This is a genomic window from Chryseobacterium sp. CBo1 (assembly GCF_001693475.1).
Lineage (GTDB): Bacteria > Bacteroidota > Bacteroidia > Flavobacteriales > Weeksellaceae > Chryseobacterium > Chryseobacterium formosense.
On sequence record NZ_MAUH01000008.1, the window covers coordinates 1 to 22,945 of the forward strand.

17 protein-coding genes are annotated in these 22,945 nt (G+C 35.2%); 1 reads left to right on the top strand and 16 read right to left on the bottom strand.

All coding sequences use genetic code 11. From position 1 onward, the window contains the following. Window positions 1-247: 247 nt before the first annotated feature. The 14 genes from BA768_RS06565 to BA768_RS06630 all read right to left on the bottom strand — a co-directional run bounded on the left by BA768_RS06565 (window position 248) and on the right by BA768_RS06630 (window position 15,852). Window positions 248-931 carry a hypothetical protein gene (locus BA768_RS06565; RefSeq protein ID WP_083206595.1) on the bottom strand — a complete coding sequence of 228 codons (684 nt, stop codon included), beginning with the start codon at window positions 929-931 and terminating at the stop codon, window positions 248-250. 1 nt (window position 932) lies between these two features. After that, window positions 933-1,793, bottom strand: coding sequence for a dTDP-4-dehydrorhamnose reductase (gene rfbD, locus BA768_RS06570; RefSeq protein WP_034672516.1), 861 nt, complete (start codon window positions 1,791-1,793; stop codon window positions 933-935). 9 nt (window positions 1,794-1,802) lie between these two features. Next, a complete protein-coding gene (locus BA768_RS06575) occupies window positions 1,803-2,288 on the bottom strand; it encodes an acyl-CoA thioesterase (RefSeq protein ID WP_034672517.1) in 486 nt (161 codons plus the stop codon). A gap of 69 nt (window positions 2,289-2,357) precedes the next feature. Next, on the bottom strand, window positions 2,358-2,861 hold the full coding sequence (locus tag BA768_RS06580; RefSeq protein WP_034672519.1) for an OmpH family outer membrane protein: 504 nt from the start codon (window positions 2,859-2,861) through the stop codon (window positions 2,358-2,360). Window positions 2,862-2,934: 73 nt separating this feature from the next. Beyond that, a complete protein-coding gene (locus tag BA768_RS06585) occupies window positions 2,935-3,492 on the bottom strand; it encodes an OmpH family outer membrane protein (protein WP_065720169.1) in 558 nt (185 codons plus the stop codon). A gap of 5 nt (window positions 3,493-3,497) precedes the next feature. Then, window positions 3,498-6,032 (bottom strand): outer membrane protein assembly factor BamA, encoded by a 2,535-nt coding sequence (gene bamA / locus BA768_RS06590; RefSeq protein WP_034672524.1) that lies wholly within the window; start codon window positions 6,030-6,032, stop codon window positions 3,498-3,500. Window positions 6,033-6,060: 28 nt separating this feature from the next. After that, complete coding sequence (locus BA768_RS06595) at window positions 6,061-6,810, bottom strand: isoprenyl transferase (RefSeq protein WP_065720170.1); 750 nt, start codon at window positions 6,808-6,810, stop codon at window positions 6,061-6,063. A 6-nt stretch (window positions 6,811-6,816) separates the two neighbouring features. Beyond that, complete coding sequence (locus BA768_RS06600) at window positions 6,817-7,710, bottom strand: DUF6089 family protein (protein WP_065720171.1); 894 nt, start codon at window positions 7,708-7,710, stop codon at window positions 6,817-6,819. A 216-nt stretch (window positions 7,711-7,926) separates the two neighbouring features. After that, window positions 7,927-10,419 (bottom strand): exopolysaccharide transport family protein, encoded by a 2,493-nt coding sequence (locus BA768_RS06605; protein WP_065720172.1) that lies wholly within the window; start codon window positions 10,417-10,419, stop codon window positions 7,927-7,929. 2 nt (window positions 10,420-10,421) lie between these two features. Further along, window positions 10,422-11,282: a polysaccharide biosynthesis/export family protein gene (locus BA768_RS06610; RefSeq protein ID WP_065720173.1), complete on the bottom strand. Its 861-nt coding sequence runs from the start codon at window positions 11,280-11,282 to the stop codon at window positions 10,422-10,424. 31 nt (window positions 11,283-11,313) lie between these two features. After that, window positions 11,314-12,444 carry a glycosyltransferase family 4 protein gene (locus BA768_RS06615; protein ID WP_034672538.1) on the bottom strand — a complete coding sequence of 377 codons (1,131 nt, stop codon included), beginning with the start codon at window positions 12,442-12,444 and terminating at the stop codon, window positions 11,314-11,316. Window positions 12,445-12,548: 104 nt separating this feature from the next. After that, window positions 12,549-13,550 (bottom strand): glycosyltransferase, encoded by a 1,002-nt coding sequence (locus BA768_RS06620; RefSeq protein ID WP_065720174.1) that lies wholly within the window; start codon window positions 13,548-13,550, stop codon window positions 12,549-12,551. A gap of 3 nt (window positions 13,551-13,553) precedes the next feature. Then, window positions 13,554-14,624: a formimidoylglutamase gene (locus BA768_RS06625; protein WP_065720175.1), complete on the bottom strand. Its 1,071-nt coding sequence runs from the start codon at window positions 14,622-14,624 to the stop codon at window positions 13,554-13,556. A 139-nt stretch (window positions 14,625-14,763) separates the two neighbouring features. After that, on the bottom strand, window positions 14,764-15,852 hold the full coding sequence (locus BA768_RS06630) for a glycoside hydrolase family protein (RefSeq protein ID WP_065720176.1): 1,089 nt from the start codon (window positions 15,850-15,852) through the stop codon (window positions 14,764-14,766). A 239-nt stretch (window positions 15,853-16,091) separates the two neighbouring features. On the opposite strand from BA768_RS06630, the gene BA768_RS06635 reads away from it, so the two are divergent. Next, on the top strand, window positions 16,092-16,496 hold the full coding sequence (locus BA768_RS06635; RefSeq protein ID WP_065720177.1) for a VOC family protein: 405 nt from the start codon (window positions 16,092-16,094) through the stop codon (window positions 16,494-16,496). 147 nt (window positions 16,497-16,643) lie between these two features. Here the strand turns inward: BA768_RS06635 and topA are convergent, their stop codons facing one another. Further along, window positions 16,644-19,214, bottom strand: a complete 2,571-nt coding sequence (topA, locus tag BA768_RS06640; protein WP_065720178.1) for a type I DNA topoisomerase — start codon at window positions 19,212-19,214, stop codon at window positions 16,644-16,646. A 258-nt stretch (window positions 19,215-19,472) separates the two neighbouring features. Further along, window positions 19,473-22,886, bottom strand: coding sequence for a T9SS type A sorting domain-containing protein (locus tag BA768_RS06645; protein ID WP_083206596.1), 3,414 nt, complete (start codon window positions 22,884-22,886; stop codon window positions 19,473-19,475). Window positions 22,887-22,945: the final 59 nt, after the last annotated feature.

The following is a 22,945-nucleotide window of genomic DNA, read 5'->3' on the forward strand; positions in this document are numbered from 1 at the left end:
GGGGAATAAAATCGGGGGCGATATCGAAGTATCAATGAAGCGTCTGCCTTTATCCTGCTGCTTTTACTCTTTTGGTTAATTTTTTTAACTAAGTTATTAATCAATTTCACTTAATGCAAACTTACCATCGTAACGACATCCTTTTGTGATGAGCAACGAAGAGCAAAAGATATAGAGGAGAGCGGGAAAAAGCTCCTAAGAAAAATACCCCAGATAAGTCTGAGGTATGAAATATAAAGGGGATAAATTATTTGTTTTCGATGTAGATCATTCTGAGAAAATCGCCAAAAGATCTGTCGAGTCCGATGATGTCTCCAGATTTAAGATTGATACCCGGCTCGCCAAAAGTATTGGAGCGCACTTTCACAGACGAAACCTGATAATATTGTGCTGTAGATTCTGGTTTACCCGAAACTTTGATGGTGGAACCTAACAATTTCTTTGTAGATATGGTATAAATTTCACCCGGAATAGTTTTCAGGACAGTAAACGATCGTGACGGAAGTACATAATCTTTTTTATTAATACTTATTGTCTGAGATTTTGCAGAAGACGAGAACAAATATATTTCGTCGGAAGGTTTTGAATATTCTTCTTTTGAAATATAATAAAGTTTCATCTTATAGTTTGACGGATTGAATGGCTGATTTTTTTCATCTACCGTTTCAAAAGGCTGGAACGCAAAAGCATTTGCACCAATTTCTTTAGCTTTATTGTAGATTCTGTAAAAAACATCCATATCATCATTCGAAAAACCCTGTACATCTATTTCTCCTAAATATTCTGCAGAAGAATTCTTCGGATCTATTTTTATAAGATATTTGTCTTTATTTTCTTTTGTTTTTTCAACTTTGGTAAGGAAAATATTCTGTGCGCTGATCATTACGGCAGCGAACATAAAAATACAGACTGTAAAAGTTTTGATATTCATTTTATTGTGAAAGTATATTAACGCAATCTTCCAAACTGTTTTCCCAATGTTTTGGTTCGATATTGTAGATTTTTTCAATTTTATCTAAAGACATTGTGCTTCTTTTTGGTCTTTTTGCGGGAGTTGGGTACTGATCTGTAGTCAACGCATTTAATTTCACTGATGATTTTGAAAATTCAGCGATTTTTTTGGCAAATTCAAACCAGGTAGTTTCCGGATAGTTTGAGAAATGAAAAACACCAAAAATTTTGTTCGGCTTTTCGATAATCGTCATAATTGCTTCTGCAAGATCGTTAGCATTTGTAGGTTGACCAAATTGATCTGCTACGATTCCGAGTTCGTCTTTTTGTGAAAATAAGTTCAGCATTGTTTTCACAAAATTTTTATTAAACTCAGAATAGAGCCATGATGTTCTCAGAATAATTGTTTTAGGGTTGTTTTCTAAAGCCAGCTCTTCACCTGTCAGTTTAGATTTACCATAAACTCCGATAGGATTTGTAAAATCATCTTCGGAATAATCTAAGTTGGTCTCTCCATCGAAAACGTAGTCGGTAGAAACATGTATTAAAACTGTTTTGTAATCTGCACAGGCCTCAGCCAAATTACCAACGCCTTCTGCATTTACGGCAAAAGCTTTTTCTTCTTCCTTTTCTGCAAGATCTACTGCAGTGTAAGCTGATGCATTGATGCAAAAATCGGGCTTCAGATCGTAAAAGAAATCATTGATCTGATCGCGGTTTGTAATATCTAAAGTTTGTGAATCTGTAAAAGTAAACTCATATTGATTTTCGAAATCCGATGCAATTTTTCTGATGCAGTTTCCCAACTGTCCATTACCTCCTATTACTAGTATTTTTTTCATTTGGTTAAATTATGAATTTTTTGCGTTTTGTGATCTCAGAAACTTTACTCTCGACTGGAAATCTTTCTGTTCTAAATCTACATAGAACTTACCGAATGTTTCTTTAATGTCTTCAGGATGAATTTCTGATCTTCTTGTTTTAACATTAAAATAGATCACCGTAACCCAAAGTACTGCATGAACAGTTTTTTCGTCAAGACTTTTCATAAGAATCTCCACTTTTGCCGTTCTGTCTGCTACTTCGATTGTTTTGCTGCTGATCACCACCTGATTATTATATCTTACTTCTTTCAGATAAGCGATCTCATTCTGAATTGCGATCCAGGTGCAGCCTGTTTTTTTAGTATATTCTTCGTAAGTAAAACCGTAAAATGTTTCTACATGATCTTCTCTTGCATTGAACATATAATCTAAATATTTTACATTATTCAAATGCCCGATCGGGTCGCAATCACTGAACCTAACTTTTACCGTTGTTGATACTTCTTTTTCCATAGCGCAAAAATAAAAAAACCACCTCTAAAAGTAGTGGTGGTTTTTATAAATGTTTGTTAATATCTTCAATTAAGGAAGAGCTAATTCTTTTTTCACAGCTGCAGTAGCATCCGGACCTCCTTTGTAAACAAGACCAGTAGAGTTTACGTCCATTACGTACTCATAACCATTTGCTTTAGCAACCTTCGTTACAGCTTCCATCAATTTTTTCTCGATAGGCTCGAACAAAGCATCTTGCTTAGCAGTAGCGTCTTTTCTCATTTTGTCTTCCATCTGAGCTAGCTCTTGCTGAAGTTTCTGCATTTCTTCCATTCTTGCTTTGTTTTCAGCTTCAGTTTTAGTTTGCGCTTCTTTAGTATAGCCTTCATACTTTGCTTGTGCTGCGTCAGCTTTTTTCTTTATTTCAGCTTGCTTTCCATTCACAAAAGTTGTAATTTCTGTATCTGCTTTCTTTTTTTCTGGCATTGCATTAAGAATACCTGCAACATCCATAGTAGCAATTTTTTGAGCTTTTGCCATACCTACAGACGCTACCATCACTACTGCTGCAAATAATACACTTAATTTTTTCATAACGGGTAATAAATAATTAATTTGTTTTTAGATTTTAAATTTAGGTAAAAGTTAAGTATTGAAAAAACTTTTACTATTTTTTATTGGTTTTCTTTTCTTTTTTGTCTCCTTTATCGCCAGAACCTTTCATCAGAACGTCTAAAACTTTGTCTGTGTAATCATATCTTGGCTGATAAAAAACAACGTTGTCTTTGGTCTTATCAAGTACAATGCCTAAACCATTTTTTTCTATAACGGTGCGCATTGCAGCCCAGATCTGATCTTCAAACGGCTCTACAAGATTTGCTCTCAGCTGATTGATTTCTCCTGTTTTACCAAACCTTAAACTGGTCGTTGTTTTGATATTTTTTTCTAAATCTAAAACTTCCTTTTCTCTAAGCTTAAGCTGATCACCGATAAGCAAAACCCTTTCGTTTTCGAATGCTGATTTTTTTTGCTCGTATTCAGACTGTAATCTCTGAAGATCTTGTTCCCAAGTATCGATCTGAGAATTTAATCTTGCTTCTGCTTCTTTATATTCGGGCATTTTGTCTAAGATATACTGAGTATCTATAACCCCGATTTTCTGAGCATTAGTCAAACTAAAAAGTAAGACAACCGCAAAAGTGAAAAGTGTTTTAAAATTTTTCATATCATTTATAAAGATTGGTTCATCAAGAAGTGAGTCTTGCTTCCGGAAACATTACCATCGATCGTTTTATCAAATCCATAAGCAAAGTCGAACCCAATCAGACCAAACGCTCCCATATAAACTCTTACCCCGACACCAACTGATCTTTTTAGCTGGAAAGGATTGTAGTTGCTCCAAGAGTTCCAAACGTTACCTCCTTCGGCAAATGTAAGTGCATAAATTTTTGCGGTCTGATTCAATGAGATCGGATATCTTAACTCTAACGTAAATCTGTTATAAATAGTACCTCCTCCTCTTTGAGTAATATCTTCAGCCTGTCCTCCGTAAGTGGAAGCATTTTCATAACCTCTCAAAGGAATAAGTTCTCTACCATCAAATCTACCTCCGAAAAGACCGGTTCCCCCAACATAGAATCTTTCAAACGGCGGAGCACCAAGTTCTTTGTTGTAACCATCCATAAAGCCCATTTCGGCAGAAGATCTTAAAACAAGTTTTCCGATAACTTCATTATAAACATCTGCTTTAAACTTAATTTTATAGAACTCCATCCATCTATACTTATCAGTAGGACTCATCGTCGAGTAATCTTTGTTGCTGAACAATGAATATGGCGGAGTAAATTTACCCGAAAGCTCGATGTTTGACCCCACTGTAGGGAAAATCGGATCGATACCCGCAGAGTTTCTGCTTAATCCTATATTTAAACTTAAGTTGTTTGCATTACCATAATATTCGGTTGTATTTCCGAATTCAAACGGATAGTTGCTGAAGTTATATTTCTGATACTGAATTCCTGTGTATAACGAGAAATAATCATCCGGCCATTTTAGCAATCTGTTTAAACCAGCTGTTGCCGAGAAAATATTCAGTCGCTGATCCGGACCTGAAACCTGGCTATAATTTACTCTTGAGTTATTTAAACTTACAGAAAGTGCCGTTGGTTTGGTTCCGAACAACCAAGGTTCTGTAAACGAAACTCCATAGTTCTGGAAGTATTGTCCGGCTTGTGCCTGAATAGACAATGTCTGCCCATCTCCTTGAGGTACAGGTCTGAAGTCTTTAAACTTCAGGAAGTTTTTCAAAGAGAAGTTGTTGAAAGTAAGCCCTAAAGTTCCGATAAAGCTGTTACCACCGTAACCTGCCTGTAACTGAACCTGTGAAGAACCTTTTTCTACCAATGTCCAGCCAATATCTACGGTATTATCCTGCTGATTAGGCTGAATATCTTGGCCGATCTGTTGAGGATCGAAGAAAGACATTGAAGCTAAATCGAAATATGTTCTTTTAATTTCAGTTTTCTTAAATAATTCTCCCGGTTTGGTTCTCAACGCTCTCAGGATTACGTGGTCATGAGTCGTTGTATTTCCTTTCCAGGTTACTTTGTTCCATGTAGCCTGTTCACCTTCGTTGATTCTGATTTCAAGATTGATGGCATCACCATTCACAGATTTCTCTACAGGAGTAACATTTGAGAAAAGGTAACCATTGTTCATATACAACGATTTGATATCGGAATCATCTTCTTTTCCTCCGTCTTCACCTACTTTTTTGTTGAAACCAACTGCATCGTAAATATCTCCTTTCTTATACCCTAAAAGTCTCTGAAGATATTCTGTAGGATAAACTGTATTTCCGGTAAATGAAATATCACCGATGTAATATTTTTTACCTTCTTTAAGCTTAACGTTGATTTCGTAGTTGTTTTTATTATTTCTCCATACAGAATCAGACACAATCGTTGCATCCCTGTATCCTAAAGAGTTGTAATAGCTTACAAGATTTCTTTTATCTTCCTGATATTTTTCTTCAACAAATTTTGAAGATTTTAGGATACCTCCGATACCAAATCTTTTTTGTTTGGTTTCTTTGAAGGCTTTTTTTCTAAGTTTGCTATCAGTTACACTATCATTTCCTTCGAACTCGATGTGGCTGATTTTCACTCTTTTTCCTTTATCAACATTAATCGTCCAGTCTACAAGATTAGGATCACTTGCGTTCACTTTATCCTGGATGGTAATTTTTGCATCAGCAAAACCTTTTTTAATGTAATCTTTAGGAATATTTGTTTTAAGACTTGAAACAAGATTCTGAGTGATCTTCGTTCCAGGCTTTAAATTATTATCCTTTGCTAGTTTTTCGTTTTTAGACTTACCGATACCTTTGCCTGTAAATTTTACCTCCCCTAGATCTTTAAGATCCTGAAGATAAAATCTAAGAACAACGGTTTGCCCTTCAACACTTTCTACATAAACTTCAACTTCAGAGAAAGACTGTGAATCCCAAAGCTTCTTGATTGCATTACTAACCTTTTGCCCGGGAATATCTACAATTTCACCTTTCGACAAGCCTGTAAACCTGAAGATCTGAGCCGGTGTGTATTTTTTTACCCCATCTACAACAATATCTTTCAATGTGTAAGATCCTGTTTGATTTTCTGCAAGAACAGAGGTATCAACCTTTGTGCTGTCCTGAGGAGTTACCTGTCCATAAAAATGTGCAGAAGCCGCAAACATAATGATGGGTAATAATCTAAACTTCATTTTATCGTAATCTTTCTTTTCTTAAAATTTACTGGATTTGAATTTGGTCACCTGTAAGACCGTATCTTCTTTCCTTGTTTTGATAATCTACAATACACTGGAAAAAAGTATCTTTTGTAAAGTCCGGCCACAGAATATCTAAAAACTGAAGCTCTGCGTAAGCAATCTGCCAGAGTAAAAAATTGCTGATTCTTATTTCGCCGCTCGTTCTGATCAGAAGATCAACAGGCGGAAAATCTTTAGTATAAAGATAGTTTTCAAATAATTTTTCATCAATATTCTCTACATTTACTTTGCCTTCTTTCACATCATTGCTGATGTTCTTTACAGCATTCAGTATCTCATTCTGGGAACCATAGCTAATGGCCAGAACCAAATTTCCTTTTGTGTTTTCTTTTGTGAGATCAACTACTCTCAGGAGCTGATCTTTTACCAAAGATGGTAATTTATCTAAGTTCCCGATCACATGCATTCTTAAACCTTTACTGAAAATCTCATTGGCTTCCAGCAAAAGGGTTTCACTAAGCAAAGTCATCAGGGTATTTACTTCATCAGTAGGTCGTTTCCAGTTTTCTGAGGAAAATGTATATAGTGTAAGATAAGGTATATTGATCTCATTACAGGCATTAATAGCGTTTCTCACGGCATTAATAGCATTTTTATGACCAAAGGTTCTTTTCTCACCTCTTGATTTTGCCCATCTCCCATTGCCATCCATAATGATAGCGACATGCTGCGGTAAATTCTCAGAATTTATTTGTTCTTTTATCAACGACATATTTTCTTAATCACAATAACAAGGAGGTCTTCCGAAAGAGTAGGTTAATCCTAAACTGAAAGTATTCATCCAGTCTCTGGAATCTGTATCACCTACTGCTCTATTATTTATGTAAGCAGTTTCTCTTTCCTTTGACACTATATAATAATTGCCTGATTGCAGTAGAGATCCTCCTGTTGCAGGACTTAATATATCTGAATTATAATTGGATACAACATCTTTGGCAAGAATCTTACTATGATCCAACTGATCCGTCAGTGTATATCTGAATGTTGCTTCAGCAAAGATTGCCCACCCATGATTGAATTTATATTTCAAACCAACACCAAAAGGTATTTGTGCAACTGTTTTGGTACCCATTGTATATTGAGTAGTGGTAACAAAATCCGTTTCACTGATCGGAGCCTGCGCCACACCATCAGCATTTCTTCTGAAGTCATGAGTAAGAGTAGCCTTTGGAGCATCAAACATTATTCCTCCGATACCCCCAAAGATATACGGGCTTACCATACTTAGCTGTTCATTGTTTACCGGGAAGAAATTATATTCAAAAACCAAACTTGCTTCATAAATATTATTCTTACCAAACGAATTTCTGTTTCTTCTGTATTCTTCTTTCGCTGCTTTATCGCTAAACTGCACCTGATTGTACCCTAAATCTAATCGGATTGTCTGGTGCGGGTTAAAATTAAATCTATATAAAATTCCACCATAAAAAGGAAAGCCCCATTCTGAAGCTCTGTCCAAATCCAAAGGCTGCTGTAGAATATAATTGGTTTTTCCTATATCACCAACAAGATTACTCATTCCCAAGCGAATTCCCACCTCATTTCTTTGCGCTTTTATACTTACCACAGTTCCTAAGAGGGTAAGGAAGCTAAACAATAATTTTTTATTCATAAAAGAATATGGATTTATGGTTATTTTAAAAATTAATTTTTGCAAATATAAAACATTTTTATATTAATGATAATCTTAATGTTTAGTTAAAAATAAACAAAAAAATATAATTTGTTATAAAGTAAACGGCAAAGTAACAAATTTATTCTTTTTTTAATAGTTTGAAGCGGATTTTATAAATAACAAACCCCCAATTACTGAGGGCATGTTTTGTATCTATCTGTTAAAAATTGCTCTTACTTTATTCCTTATTTTAATCAACAGAGGTTCTTTGTAGTTTTTATCCTCATCAAAGTAGCCGTAACCATAGCCATAACCGTAGCCATAGCCGTAACCATAGCCATAACCCTGTTTTGATACATAATCATTATACACCAGTCCCAAGTGCTTGATTTCATCATTATGATATTTCTCTGTGATCATCTTCAGCATATACTTTTCTGTATATTCATGTCGCACTACATAGAGATTAGCGTCAGAATGTTTCATCAGCTCATAAGAATCTGCAACCAAACCTACCGGTGGAGAGTCGATGATGATGAAATCGTACATTTTTTTCAGTTCTTCTATAAACTTAATGTTTCTATCACTCATTAAAAGCTCTGATGGGTTTGGAGGTATTGGTCCTGAGGTCGCTACATCAAGATTCGGAATTTTTGTTTTATTGATAATTTGGTCAATAGTTGCTTCCCCGGTAAGGTGGTTTGAAATCCCAAGCTTATTATCAATATTGAAGTCGCCGAAAATTTTTGGCTTCCTCAAATCCATTCCCAGTAATATCGTTTTTTTATCACTTAAACCTAAAACCGATGCCAGATTTATTGATATATAGGTCTTCCCTTCACCTCCAACAGACGATGTAATTAAGATTACCTTACTTTTCTCATCTTCACCAGACAAGAATCTGATATTAGCCCTAATACCTCTAAAGGCCTCTGACACAGACGATTTTGGAGAGTCTAAAACAGTAAGCATGTTTTCGGCATTATTATTTCCGATAACTCCCAATAATGGTATTCTTGTAGCGCTTATCAATTCTTTGATATTTCGTATTTTACTATCAAATAAACTACTCAAAAGAATTAAGATAAATGGTATGGCTAGAAAACCTCCGATAATTACCATTTTAGTACCTTTAACATTGGGTCCTATCGGCCCTTGTCCGAGATTTTTTGCAGGGTCAATAACACTGATATCTGACTGGTTGGTAGCCAATCTCATCTGACTTTCATTTTGTCTACCAAGTAAACTATTGTAAGTCGCCTCAATAATATTGTATCCTCTTTCTGCATCAAGGTATTTTCTCTGTTTATCAGGGAAAGAAGTCAGATCTGAACTTGCTTCGGCAATCTGTTGATCTATTCTATTTAATTCTGTTGTGTAAACTGTGTAAACATTTCTTAAAGAACCAGATGAGTTTGTTTTGGCTTCGTTAATTAATCTATTGATCTCTTTTATTGGTTCTGAATTAGGAGTATAAATAGATGACAATTCTCTTTTCTTAAGATAAAGAGCCTTTAACTCTGAAACTGAAGCGGTAAAAAGCCCATCATCGAATCCTGCCGCAGAAGGGCTTATCATTTTGTCGAAATTCTGTGATTCTACACTAGTTTTGATTGTGCTTAGAGAGTTCATTTTACTGAGAATATCAGCTTTTTTGGTCTCTAAATCTTTTATTTTTTGTAAAGATTTTTCGTCTCTGTTTGTTATATCATACAGTTTTTCTGAGACTTTAAGATAATTTAGATAAGCAGCACTTGAATCTAATTTTTTTCTGATATCAGCTAAATTTCTTTTTAAGTAATCTTGTGTATTTTTATCAATCGTATTTTTATCCGCAAATCTTTTTTTCTTTAGTTCATCAACAGATTTATTAAGGAAACTTACTGTACCGTTCAAACTGTACCCTGATTTTGAAATAATCATTATGGTATTGATTTCTTTATCAAAATCAACTCCAATGGTAGACACTATCCCATTAACGGCATTGTTTATCGTAGAAAGGTTGATAACAATATTTTCCAGTTTTATTGAAGGTGATACAGGATTGGGAACCAATCTAAATCTTAGGTTGGGAGAGGTGTACCACTCATTAATTTTAATAACTTTATTAGCTGGTTTTTTATATGCTTCCACATTCTGAAAGCCTTCAAAATCATAAGAATAAAGATTTGTCGAATGTCCCTCATCAGGAAAACTGACTTCGTACGAATTATCTCCTTTTGGCGTAAGAGTGATAGGATAATTTACCTGCTGTAAATGTTTCTTATCAATTTCGAAAAATACAGGTGAATCATCTTTATCTAAATAAGTAGATTTAATGGCACCTTTTGTCTTATAATCAACAAAAAGATTAAGCTCATTTACCAAAAATTCATTATGTGATCTTGATAAGAGCATTTTTTTAAGGTAAATTCCATCCTGATTACCACTTTGCCCCCAAATGAAGTTAATCGACTGATTGGGTGTAAAATAACTTGAAGTACCTGATGAAATACTTAATGAAAGATTAGAAGAATAAATATTTTGCGCATAATATTTGCCATAAAACCATGAAGTCACATAGCCAATAGACAGCATCAATACGAACCAATACCAATATTTTAAAAGTTTTCGTAGAAAATGTTCAATATCAAACAAAGCAAACGACCCATATTTTTCTTTCTGTGGCTCACTTTTACCTACTAAAGTCTCTTTTCCTGGAATCATAATTAAAGATTTTTAATAAGTAGATAAATTGATAATGCCGTTGTAATTACAGAAACTCCACTGATAAGCGTCTGCACAGGATCTTTTCCGAATCCGTTGAGTGCTCTTCTCTGTGTAGTAAGGAAGATTTCGTCACCATTTTGTACATAAAAATAAGGTGAATTCATCACATCTTCTCTGGTAAGATCGATCTGAGCTTTTTTGATACCCTCGGGAAGCTTTCTGTATACTACAATGTTCTTTCGATCTATAGTTCTGTTTAAACCTCCATTTATGGAGATTGCTTCTGTAAGCGTCAAAATATTTTTGTGAGCTACTTTTTCACCGGTAAGACCAGTACTTTCAATATCTCCCAGAATATAATAAGTGATTCCGTCTGTATTTAGTCTTACTTCAGCTTTTCCTTCCTGAAAGTTTTCGTTTACTTTGTCCTGTATCTCGGTGCTTACTTCTTCAATTGTTCTCCCTTCGGCCTTAATGTAGCCAATTCCCAGTACATGAATATCGCCTTTAGCATCCACTCTTAATCCGTTAAAGTAAAAAAGTCTGTTTCCTCCGGTAGCACCATTACCTACAGTACCACTACTTGTCATCGGATTTAGCGCTCCACTGGCATTCATACCACCAGAAGTATTGAGTGCCGAATAAAATTGTGCTGCATCACCTTTTGGAGTTGTGACGATATTAAGGTTTAACATATCATTTTTTGTAATTCTGTAAACCGGTACATTGTAAGGAATCAGACCCTCTTCATTGATGACCAAGCTCTCGCTCGGCTGCATGTATTTCACATCTTTTGTAGTAATACAAGATGTAAGCAAAAAAGGAACTAGTAAAAAAAACAGGTACTTAAATATTTTCATCGTGATAATTGTAGTTTGCAAAAATAGAAATTTAATTATTAGTTTTAAGTTTATTATTCTTCAGCATAAAAATAAAATCCGGAATATATGCTCCTAAAAAACCTAAGAATAATACTATAAAAAGAAGCAGATTAACATTAGTATGTCTTAAACAGTAAGTAACTGCCACAATAGCGAGATAGTAGCTTATGATATAAAAGCTTGATCTTCTATGAGTAAGATCGAGTTTCAAAAGTTTATGATGGATATGGTTTTTGTCGGCTTCGAATGGTGACTTTTTATTCCAAAGCCTTACAATGATAACATTTAGAGTATCTACAATCGGAAGTATAAGAATCGCAACAGCAATTACCGGTGCAGATTCCAGATGATACCTAGGTACGGAAAACAACTTTTTATCGATAAAAATATCAATAAAGCAAATGCATGTAAATGCCAGCAAGAATCCCAACAACATAGAACCTGTATCTCCCATAAAAATTTTTGTGGCACGATAATGCGACATATTGTAATACAAAAATGCAAGTACAGAACCTATCAGTACCACAGATAAGATTACTAAAGGATAATTATATTCACCTAAACGATAATAGCTGATCCCGAAAAGAGCACTGCAGATTAAAGAATAACCGCCTGCAAGACCATCAATACCATCAATAAGATTAAAGGCATTGATAAGAATAATGAAAGTAATAACAGTAACGACGACACTTATCCAATAATGAATTTCATAAACACCGAAAATGCCAAACAAGTTTCTTATTCTTACATCAGAACCAATAACGATCAATATAGAAACAACCACCTGTGCAACAAGTTTCTTGTAAGCTCTCATGACCACAATATCATCCATAATGCCTATATACAGAAGAATAATGAGAGAGGCAAATAAGAATTTATAAAGATCAAAAATCTCATACGCAAATATAGAAGTACAAATTCCTATAGAATAAAATATGGCAATACCACCAAGATTAGGGATTTTCCTGAGATGTGAACTTCGCACACCCGGTTCATCCATCAGGTTTTTACGTTTCGAGATTTTAATGATCGTGGGAATAGAGAAAAAAGTTATCAGAAAAGAGGACAGGAAACCCAAGCCCACTTTTATGTAAAAAATAGAAATCCCTGTTTCATTTAAGAACAATTCAAAATTTTTCATCCTTTTCTTTTATCGTCCTTTGCATTCTATGAGGTGAGAAGCAAAGCTAAAAAAGATCGACACTTCAAAAGTTTTATTTTAAAATACCGAAATTTTATGTGTTTTTACATCAATTTTCTTATCAGCTTTTTTTGTCCGGCAAAGAAAAGCAGATAAAATATCATTTTTTTCAGTGGCAAAGATAGAATATAATTCTTACCAAAACGATTGTAAGTCAATATATCTTTAATTTTAACACCTCTTTTTCTCATAAATTTATCGAGGTCATCAGACATTCTGTAAAAAAGATTTTCATTTTTAACGAAAGCAAGATAAGCCAGATAACTGTATACTCCCTGTAAAATCTGAAAACCCAAAAGCTCTTTTTTCTCCGAAGAATAAAGAGAAGACTGAAAAACTTCTTCTACATCCTCTACTGCCTTTAAAATATCTAAACCTCTTTCATTGTGGGTTTTTGAAATAGAATCTGTCCTTTCGAGATATTGATAATGAAAATTCTGGGTGTGTGCTAAAGTTTTACACTCCAGTAAAAGCTGCGGAATAAGCTGAATATCTTCAAAATGAACTCCTTTTTTGAATCTTTTATGGGCAAAAAGTTCTTTTCTGAACAATTTATTACAGGCAAAATAACTTAAATCTGAAAAAACAGAAAAATTATTATTTAACTCAATTTTTTCAGGCATATTGGGAATTTGCGTAAGTTTCTGCGTTACACTTCCATGTTCATCAACTTTCTGAATGTTGCAGATCACCATTTCAGCATGATGCTTCCCGGCAAGATCAAGCATTTCTTCAAACATGGTCTCCGAAACATAGTCGTCACTGTCTACAAAACCCAGAAAATCACCTGTTGCCCTGTCTATTCCGTAATTCCGGGCATCGCTTAAACCACCATTTTCTTTCGTAAAAGCTTTAATTTTGTCAGAGTATTTCTCAGAATATTTCTGAATAATTTCAGCCGACCGATCAGTACTTCCGTCATCAATGACTACAATTTCGATATTCTGCCAAGTTTGCGCCAGCAAAGAATCGAGACATTTCGATAAATAATTTTCAACATTGTAAACCGGAACAATGACAGAAACTTTTGAGGGAACGTTCTTCATTGGTTAGCTTTTTGTAAATCTCGGACTCAGCCAGCCTTTTTTGGCTTCATCAAAATCTTTTCTTGAACACGGAATGCAGTTTTCTATATTATCATCATCCCCGAAATACCAAAGATTGCTGAAAGTATCGCGTTTAAAAGCATATTGTCTGTCTTCAATCAAAACATAGAACATCTCGTATTTTCTCTCTTTCGGATGAGACTGTTGAATGTTGATCCCTTCAATCAGATACCAGATCATTTGTGCCAGAAGCTGATGATTAAGCTGATTTTCGGTATAAATATTATAATTAAAAATTCCTACCGATTTTAAGTTTTCACTTAAACCGATTTCTTTCATATAAGCACAAATCTCTCTTCTGTTCAGACCATTCACCTGCGGATTCATTGAAAATGCGTCACTAAAATTTTCAATCGCATCACAATTTACCGTTACCAAATCGGCTTTTCTGAAGAATGGCTCAGTTTTCTCGGTAGAATTCATCATTTCTGCAAGACGCACAATATCAAACTCAACTTCTTTAATAAGCTTTACAGAATCATTTTCGTTAAGATGCTTCTGGTATCCTAAATGATGGTAATTTTTAATAGAAAACGTTTTTGAGCCGAATATTTTGCTTAAAAAAGTATGCTCATTGATTTCTTCACCCTGTTTCAGCGAAATGATATTGCTGATCTGTGTATAATTGATGTTTTTCTGATGAAAATTCAGAGCAGAAAAAAGAGAAAATGCAAAATCATTAGAACCACCGATAATGACAGGAATTGCTCGTTTATAGTGACAAGCCGATAAAACTTCCTGCAAAATATAGTGCGAATCCTGAACCGATTTCCCGGAAACCAAATCTCCCAGATCAACAATCGGAATTTCAAAATCTAACTGTGACAATTTATAAAACTCTTTTCTTACAGCCGTAAAATCCTGAACTTCTGCGTCACCATTAGCTCCTCTATAATCGGAAACAAACAGTAAAACAATGCTGTCTTCTTTTATCTCCTTGGTAATTTTACTTCCGATCTGCCAGTTTTCGGTTTTGAAATTTCTCGGCGAAATAATAAAATCTTCAAAATTCATGCTTCAAATACATATTAAAGCTCAAAAATATCAAAATAAATCTGAGTTTGCTGTATGAAATATTTAAATATTATTTAAATAAAAAACCATCAACAAAAATTTGATGATGGTCTAACAATAATCTATATGAATATAAAAACTAACGTTTTAATATCTCAAATACAAAAGTCGTAGAAGTTCCGAATGTTCCACCCTGTGTTGCTCCGAATAAATATTTTGGTGTTTTTCCGTCTTTATCAAACAAAATCATCGGTCGTTCTAGTCTTCCGAAACGCTTCAGATGTTTTGGCGGTTCCGGTTCGGTGACATATTGTTTTAAATCTAAATAAGCAACTTCAGGCTTAGTCCATTTTATACCATCTTTCGTCGTTAAATGCAAACCATATTCATGGTTGAAAAATCCCATATCCCGTGCGATCATGTGGAATTTACCATTTTGTTTCCAGACGAAAGCGTCTTCCAGTTGTGCATTATTCGGCATGCTTGAAAAATCGATCACGGGATTTTCTGAAACTTTTAGATAAGGACCTTCGGGTTTCAAAGCTTTTGCTAAACCATATTTACGATTTCCTCGTACTGCACCTTTCTGCGTTTCATATTCTTTGGTATTCCACGATTTGTAAAACAGCCAGTATTTTCCGTCATTTCCTTTTACAAAAGCTGGATTTGTGGTGCAATGATCATCCCACGAACCTTCTTTTCCGGGAAGAAGCAATGGTTCATCGGGTCTTTCCCATGGTCCTTCAAGACTTTTTGAAACAGCCAGCCCTATTCTTTTTGTATTTGTTTTTCCGTTGGAATTTCCCATAAAAAAAAGAAAATACTGATCATCTACTTTTTTAATCAATGGATTATGACAGGTTGTTGCATCCCAGAAACCTTCACCTCTCGGAGCAAGAATAATTTCCTTATGTTCAAATTTATCAAATGGTGAATTGGCTTCGGCACGACAGATTTCAGAACCATTGAGCCAGCCTCCCATTCCTTTTTCTTTTTTCCAGCGGGAATAAAAAAGATGGACTTTCCCGTCTTCACCCCAAATCGGAGAAGAGCACCAAATGTAATAACCTTCGAGCTCTAAAGAACGTCCGATTGGTTTTAGTTTAAAGTAGGGTTTCTCTGCAAAATCAAGTGATGTTGTAAACGACGAACCCAAAACCACCGCCATCATTCCCAAAGCTGAAGTTTGAAGAAATTCTTTTCGGGTGAAGTTTTTAGGCGTGCTCATAATATTGATTTGAAGCTAAATTAATGGTAATCTTCATGTTGAGTATCCTGCGGTTTCGGGTTCTATTTTAACTTTATGTTTAGCTTTGTATTTTGTAGCTTTATCCCGAACTCAAGTAATTTAATAAAACTTCAAGATGAGATTTTTTTTAATAATTAATTATTTTAAAATTCGCACTGACAGACTGTTGTCACAACCTCATCTTAAATTTGAGCTGTATTAATTTAAAAATAATAAAAATGAGTAGTACAAATTTAGTATCCATAAGAATTATTACTGCAGATATTAAGCGATTGGTTCAGTTCTTTGAAGCCGCAACGCAGATTACAGCCAAATGGTTTACTGAAGATTTTGCAGAACTTCAATCAAAATCTTTCACATTGGCTATCGGAAGTACAAAAACACTTGCTTTTTTCGGGGAAGGAATTGCTGAACCTTCAACCAATAAAAGTATCATCATTGAATTTTTTGTTGAGAATGTAGATGATGATTACAGAAGAATTAAAGAATTAACCCATGAAATTGTTCAGGAACCCACAACAATGCCTTGGGGAAATCGTTCTTTATTGTTTCGTGATCCGGATGGAAATCTTATTAATTTTTTCACGCCTGTAAGTGATGAAGCCAAAAAGAAATTTTTATAGATAATCATTCAAAAAACGAAGCACGGATTACAAATCCGCGCTATCAAACTCAAAGCTATCAAATTCAAAAAAAAAAGCACAGACTAAAAATCTGTGCTTTTATATTTTTCGACTTTGTCAAAGTTTAAATCTTTGACAAAGTTTTTATTACTTCTTAGCCGCCGGTTTTTTAGCAACTGTTTTCTTAGCTGTTGTTGCTTTTTTTGCAGCCGGTTTCTTAGCTGCAGCTTTTTTCTTTTCTGCGAAAGCTTTCGGATCTTGTGCCGTAATCCATTTTTTAACCTCATCAAGAGAAACGTCTTTCAGCTCGTCGCTTTCGTATTTGGTGTCGTCTTTTTTCTTTGGAATTTTATAGATATTTTTTCCATGTTTTACAATAGGACCCCATCTTGCATTTTCAATGGAAATTTTTTCAGCTTCCCAATGTTGAATGTAACGGTTGGCTTCTTTTTCCAGTTTGGCCTCAACCAATTCATTGATGTCGTTTTGGGAAAGATTTTCAAAATTATATCTTTTGGGAACATTGATGAAAACACTTTTGTACTTGATGAAAGGACCGAATCTTCCGGTTCCTTTTGTAATCGGCTCACCTTTATAAGAAGCAATTGGCGCATCTGCCAGTTTCTTTTCACCAATGATTTCTTCTGCACGTTTTTGGTCAACAGAAAGCGGATCTTCACCTTTTGGAATACTCACGTAAGTTTCACCCCATTTCACATAAGGACCAAATCTTCCGACACCTACAGAAACCGGTTGTCCGTCAACTTCGTTTAGATCGAAAGGAAGTTTAAACAATTCCAAAGCTTCTTCCAGAGTAATCGTTGCAATATTTTGACCTGCCAATAAAGATGCGAAAGTTGGTTTTTCTTCATCATCCGTTTCGCCAATCTGAATCATCGCACCAAATCTTCCGATTCTTGCATGAACATTTTTACCGGTTTTAGGATCAACACCCAAAAGTCTTTCGCCGGTTGCACGATCTGCATTTTCTTCTACATCTTCAATTCTCGGATGGAATTTCGAGTAGAAATCAGTCATCATTTCTTTCCATTTCTGGCCGCCATTTGCAATTTCGTCAAAACCTTCTTCTACTCTTGCGGTAAATCCGAAGTCAAGAACTTCACTGAAGTTATCAGTTAAGAAGTCATTTACAACTTCACCAATATCCGTCGGAACGAATTTATTTTTGTCACCCCCGAATTTTTCTTCGAGAACTTCTTTTTTAATTTTATCTTTCACCAAAGACATTTTTACCACTTCTCTTGTCTGTGGCTCAATTTCTCTTTTATCAACATATTCACGGTTCTGAATCGTCTGAATGGTTGGTGCATAAGTCGATGGACGACCAATTCCCAATTCTTCAAGCTTTCTTACCAAACCTGCTTCGGTGTATCTCGCACTTGGTCTTGTGAATTTTTCTGTTGCGGTGATTTTTTTATAGTCTAAAACTTCCCCAACCTTTACTTTTGGTAATAGCTTTTCGTTGTTTTCTTCGTCTTCGTCTTCTGCTTTTACAATTCCGTAAGCTTTAAGAAAACCATCAAAAATGATCACCTCACCCTGTGCTTCAAAATGCTGCGGAAGTTTTGCATTACCAATTTCAATGACTGTTTTCTCGATTTTAGCATTTGCCATCTGTGAAGCCAGTGTTCTTCTGTAAATTAACTGATACAATTTACTCAACTGTGCATCACCAATCGCTTTTACAGAAAAATCTGTCGGACGGATGGCTTCGTGAGCTTCCTGTGCCGAAGAGGATTTTGTAGTATAATTTCTCGGAGATGAATATTCTGCTCCGTATTCTGATACAATCTGATTTTTTGCACCTTCAATAGCTTCCTGAGAAAGATTCACAGAGTCTGTTCTCATATAAGTAATGTACCCTTCTTCATATAATCTCTGAGCAAGACGCATGGTATTGGTCACATTATAACCTAATCTTGAAGAAGCTTCCTGCTGAAGTGTAGAAGTCGTAAATGGTGCAGACGCTGAACGGCTTCCCGGTTTTGTTTCTACATTTAAAACTTTAAATTCTGTAGTTTTTGCTAATTCTAAGAAATTTTCTGCATCTTTTTCTTTATCGAAATCTTTTTTAAGCTTAGCAGCAATTTCCTGAGAACTGCTGTTAAGGAAAATTCCGTCAAGTTTGAAACTTGCTTTCGGAGTAAATTCACGAATTTCTTTTTCTCTTTCTACAACCAGTCTTACCGCAACCGATTGTACTCTACCTGCAGAAAGTCCCGGTTTTACTTTTTTCCAAAGTACAGGAGACATTTCGAAACCTACGATTCTGTCTAAAACTCTTCTCGCCTGTTGAGCGTTTACTAAGTTCTGATCAATATCTCTAGGATTGTCGATTGCTTTCAGGATCGCATTTTTGGTAATCTCGTGGAAAACAATTCTTTTTCTGTTTTCTGGTTTCAGTTTTAATTCTTCCGCCAAATGCCATGCAATAGCTTCTCCTTCGCGGTCTTCATCGGAAGCAAGCCAAACCATTTCGGCTTTTTTCACAGAAGCTTTAAGTTCTGTTACCAGTTTTTTCTTGTCGGCTGAAACTTCGTAATCAGGACTGAACGTCTCCAAGTCAATTCCCATTCCTTTTTTAGGCAAATCACGAATGTGACCGAAACTGGATTTCACTTCGAAATCCTTTCCTAAATATTTCTGAATAGTTTTTGCTTTTGCCGGGGACTCAACGATTACTAAATTTTTCGACATACTGAAAATTTTTGCAAAAGTAAAGCTTTTTTATTAGATGGGCTTGCCAAATCATTTTAATTAGCAATTCTGACAAAGTTTTCAGAGATATTTAATAATTTCTGCAACACTGAAAGTATGCCCTACGTAAGTCATTAAAGGATTTGATTTTAATAAAATAGATACTGTCTCTCATTAAATTTGATATTTTGATTTTATAAAAACAAAAAAGAACAGCTACGAATATCTGTTCTTTTAAAATATAATGAGTTAAAAAATTTACTTTTTGATGATTTTTACCACTGTTTCAGAATTATTTATTCTTACCAAATAAACTCCACCAACTAAACTTGAAACATCAGTTACGTTATTCTCAAATTTACCCGATTTTACCAACTGTCCGGCTGCATTATAAATTTGAAAAAAATAATCTCTTTTTTCAGTTGCCTTGATATACAGTAAATCTTTTACGGGATTGGGGAAAAGAACAATTTTGTTTTCTATTGCTTTAAGCATTAACTCATTTTCCGTAAAAACATTTGAGGCTTTAATTACAGAACCTTGTGTGACAGGAATTGCAGCAATAGGCCCTTCTTCAATTCCATTCTGGTTATATTTCACTTTGACACAACGACACCCCATTCCGAAGTACGGATCATTATTATCATGAAATGCAATGAGACGATTGGGATTAGAAGCAGCATCGAATAAGATATTAATTGCTCTTCCTATATAGTTGGAGTTCAAAGCTGCAGTCCAAACTCCTGAATATTGAAAATTGTTTACATTATATGTACCAACAGGCGTTTGATTTGCTACAACACTTCGGAAACCGCGAGATCCTGAATTTGGGTAATTGCCTACATTGTAAGCCGGATTAGTAAACAAATAGCCCAAACTTGCATTCCCTGAATTTTTCACCGGTAACCCAAGATAATCTGTAACCAAGTTATAGCTTGTTGCCACATTTTTATCTTTTTTATACCATGGTGACAAGCCGAAATCTTTATTGCTGGCAATCGCTACATCTGTCAGGTCAGGAATTCTCCACCCTTCCGGACAAGGATCAAAAGGTGATTTTTTTCCTCCTCTTCCCCATCTGTCTATTGCCACATTAGGTTCATTCGACACCCAGTCTGTACCATTAGTGTAATTCGAAACAACATTGTTATAGGGTGCAAAGCTGCTCGGAATCATATAAACTAAAGGGTTTTTCACTGAATAAGAAAGAACTTTTGCTATTTTTTCGTTAATCTTATCACTTACTAAAACATTTGCATTTGTAGAATTTGTATAGGTATCATATGGAATTATATAATTTCCAGACATATCATTATAAGTTGCAGAAGGTAAAGTAGTATATGCTACAGCTCCGTTTTGATTAACATTTCCTAAAAATATGTTGTAAGAAGACCTGTCGGCATACTGAAAAGAAGGAATAGGATCTTTTCTTCCCCATTGATACTGCAAACCTGTAGATGCTCTGATTTTTGAATATTCATCAACTGTAGGAGAAACCGGGTTAGCAACTAACGGGAAAGCATCAGTTGCCCCAAGGTTTCTATCCATAAATTCGGTTTTCAGAATATGACCTTTTGGAACATAGTTTATATAATTGGTTGCAGCAGTGTTTGGTGTTTCCGTAGCATAAATTTTGGAGCCAATACTTGTATCTGTAACCCAGATATGCCACGACCAGTAAACAGGGTTTGCTATGCTTCCGTTATGAAGAGTTACGACTGCATTTCCACTTTGATTAGCAGCTAAATTAATAACGATTTTAGTGTCTGACAGTGCCACTAAAGAAGCAGGAGAAGGATTTATTACATTTACAGTATTTATCAGATTTGTATTTGTTGCCCATAAAACATTTGCCTTCAGATTATTAAAACTTGAAGGATTTAAAATAGAAGAATTATTTAGAAGCTGGCTTTGTACAGAAAATGCTTTAGTGACCGGGATCTCAATTGTTGAAACTGTTGTACCTTTCACCACCTGATAAGTATTCGGATTGCTCAGACCTACTGTATATTCAGAAACCGGAGTAAAATATTCTGTCGGAAAATCATAATTATTGAATGTATACAGCGGGTCTTTTATACATCTGCAGGCATTTGCATCTGAAGTTTTTGCAGTACCCAACGGTCGATACCAATTTCTACCTTTAATCGAAGGATATGAAGGATCAGGAATATCTGGCTGATCTTTATCGGGAACCATAAACAACATACGTGCTTCTACAGCCGGCGTTGTATCGTAAAAACGTGTCATAGTAGAGGTCCACAAACCTACATGATGCTGATCTGTATATTGACCGTCATGTGCATTAATTGCAATCTGGCCTGTTCCGGGAAATATTCCCATATTATTTCCACCGACATTAGATAAGTCAAAACCTATATTCGGAAATAACTTAATACCCGTCATAAAAGAAGGTACATTGTTATCATTTGGCTTTAAAATATAGTAGCCATTAGATTCGAATGTGTTTTTACCTAAATTTGTCCTCACACCAAAAGGGGAAAAATCTACTCTGATATTATCTACATAATTCCCCGAAGCCTGATTGGCAACCAACATTGAAGGCAGTCTCCATCCGTTTGGGCAAGGATCAAATGATGATTTATTTCTGTAGGGAGCGCTGCTTGCATCGCTGGTATAATCGGAGTTCAGCCTACCTTTTGCATTGTCTGACCATAAATTAAGCTCAGTCAGTCTGTTATTAGGGAGAGCAAGAGTAGATCCGAACCAATTAACCATAAGGTTAGGATTGTTAAAGTAATATGCAGGTCCGGAATTATCATCCTTGTTTACATAAATAAGACTTAGCGGATTTTTGACGGAAAGTTTAATATTGTTATCCACAGTAGCAGTAGAGAACAAAACAAATTTTCTGAGATTATCAAAATTAATGGCATTTGTAAAGTTTTTCGCCCCTCTGTGACGCACTCTTCCAATCGAGCCGGAAACTTCATAAAAATCGTTTCCTCTAAGAGCCAAGGTGGGAATAGGATCTTTTCGGCCCCATTGATACAACAACCCGCCATTATTATTCCAGTCATCAGCGGTAATAGAATTACTTAATGCACCCAAGTTTCTATCCATCCACTGCCATTCTGCATCAGGAATAACCTCAATAGTTCCGTCTATTTTTTCTCTTTTAACGGCCGGAAAGCTCTTGTATGAAGAACCGTTTGTGGGATCATCGGTCACCCATACATGCCAAGACCAGTAAATTTCACCATTTACTCTGAAAGCAATTACAGCATTGCCTTCCTGACTTTTATTAACAGGAACTTTTATCTTAGCATTTTGACCTGTACCAACGATTTCCAAACTATAATCTGCACCTGATTTTATCAGTCCGTGATGGTCTTCCCACAAGACGTCTGCTGTAACCTGGCCATTCGGAATATTGGAATAGCCAAGAAATTTATAGCCTTCCCACATCGCAAACGCTTTTCTGACAGGAATATAAAGCCCTTCATTATTCAGAGAAGGATCAAAAAAATAGCTATTGGGAGCTTTCATCCAATCTTTTGCAGCTACACGGCCTGCAATATCATCTAAAGTATCTTTTCTTATATTAAATTCAGATAATTCATTCTTTAATGGTAAAAAACTTTTAGCATAACCATCCACAGACAGCAAACAAAATGCTGCCACAATACTGTAAAGGCATTTCTTTTTCATAACAATAAATTTTGTGAGTTGAACTTATTTCATTTACTCAAAATACCATCACAAAATAT

Excerpts from the sequence above, each read along its gene's own strand:
- BA768_RS06635 (WP_065720177.1), top strand. The coding sequence starts at position 16,092 with ATGAGTAGTACAAATTTAGTATCCATAAGAATTATTACTGCAGATATT.
- BA768_RS06645 (WP_083206596.1), bottom strand. The coding sequence starts at position 22,886 with ATGAAAAAGAAATGCCTTTACAGTATTGTGGCAGCATTTTGTTTGCTG.
- BA768_RS06595 (WP_065720170.1), bottom strand. The coding sequence starts at position 6,810 with ATGTCGTTGATAAAAGAACAAATAAATTCTGAGAATTTACCGCAGCAT.
- BA768_RS06565 (WP_083206595.1), bottom strand. The coding sequence starts at position 931 with ATGAATATCAAAACTTTTACAGTCTGTATTTTTATGTTCGCTGCCGTA.
- rfbD (WP_034672516.1), bottom strand. The coding sequence starts at position 1,793 with ATGAAAAAAATACTAGTAATAGGAGGTAATGGACAGTTGGGAAACTGC.
- BA768_RS06610 (WP_065720173.1), bottom strand. The coding sequence starts at position 11,282 with ATGAAAATATTTAAGTACCTGTTTTTTTTACTAGTTCCTTTTTTGCTT.
- bamA (WP_034672524.1), bottom strand. The coding sequence starts at position 6,032 with ATGAAGTTTAGATTATTACCCATCATTATGTTTGCGGCTTCTGCACAT.
- BA768_RS06615 (WP_034672538.1), bottom strand. The coding sequence starts at position 12,444 with ATGAAAAATTTTGAATTGTTCTTAAATGAAACAGGGATTTCTATTTTT.
- BA768_RS06625 (WP_065720175.1), bottom strand. The coding sequence starts at position 14,624 with ATGAATTTTGAAGATTTTATTATTTCGCCGAGAAATTTCAAAACCGAA.
- topA (WP_065720178.1), bottom strand. The coding sequence starts at position 19,214 with ATGTCGAAAAATTTAGTAATCGTTGAGTCCCCGGCAAAAGCAAAAACT.
- BA768_RS06600 (WP_065720171.1), bottom strand. The coding sequence starts at position 7,710 with ATGAATAAAAAATTATTGTTTAGCTTCCTTACCCTCTTAGGAACTGTG.
- BA768_RS06605 (WP_065720172.1), bottom strand. The coding sequence starts at position 10,419 with ATGATTCCAGGAAAAGAGACTTTAGTAGGTAAAAGTGAGCCACAGAAA.
- BA768_RS06580 (WP_034672519.1), bottom strand. The coding sequence starts at position 2,861 with ATGAAAAAATTAAGTGTATTATTTGCAGCAGTAGTGATGGTAGCGTCT.
- BA768_RS06575 (WP_034672517.1), bottom strand. The coding sequence starts at position 2,288 with ATGGAAAAAGAAGTATCAACAACGGTAAAAGTTAGGTTCAGTGATTGC.
- BA768_RS06620 (WP_065720174.1), bottom strand. The coding sequence starts at position 13,550 with ATGAAGAACGTTCCCTCAAAAGTTTCTGTCATTGTTCCGGTTTACAAT.
- BA768_RS06630 (WP_065720176.1), bottom strand. The coding sequence starts at position 15,852 with ATGAGCACGCCTAAAAACTTCACCCGAAAAGAATTTCTTCAAACTTCA.
- BA768_RS06585 (WP_065720169.1), bottom strand. The coding sequence starts at position 3,492 with ATGAAAAATTTTAAAACACTTTTCACTTTTGCGGTTGTCTTACTTTTT.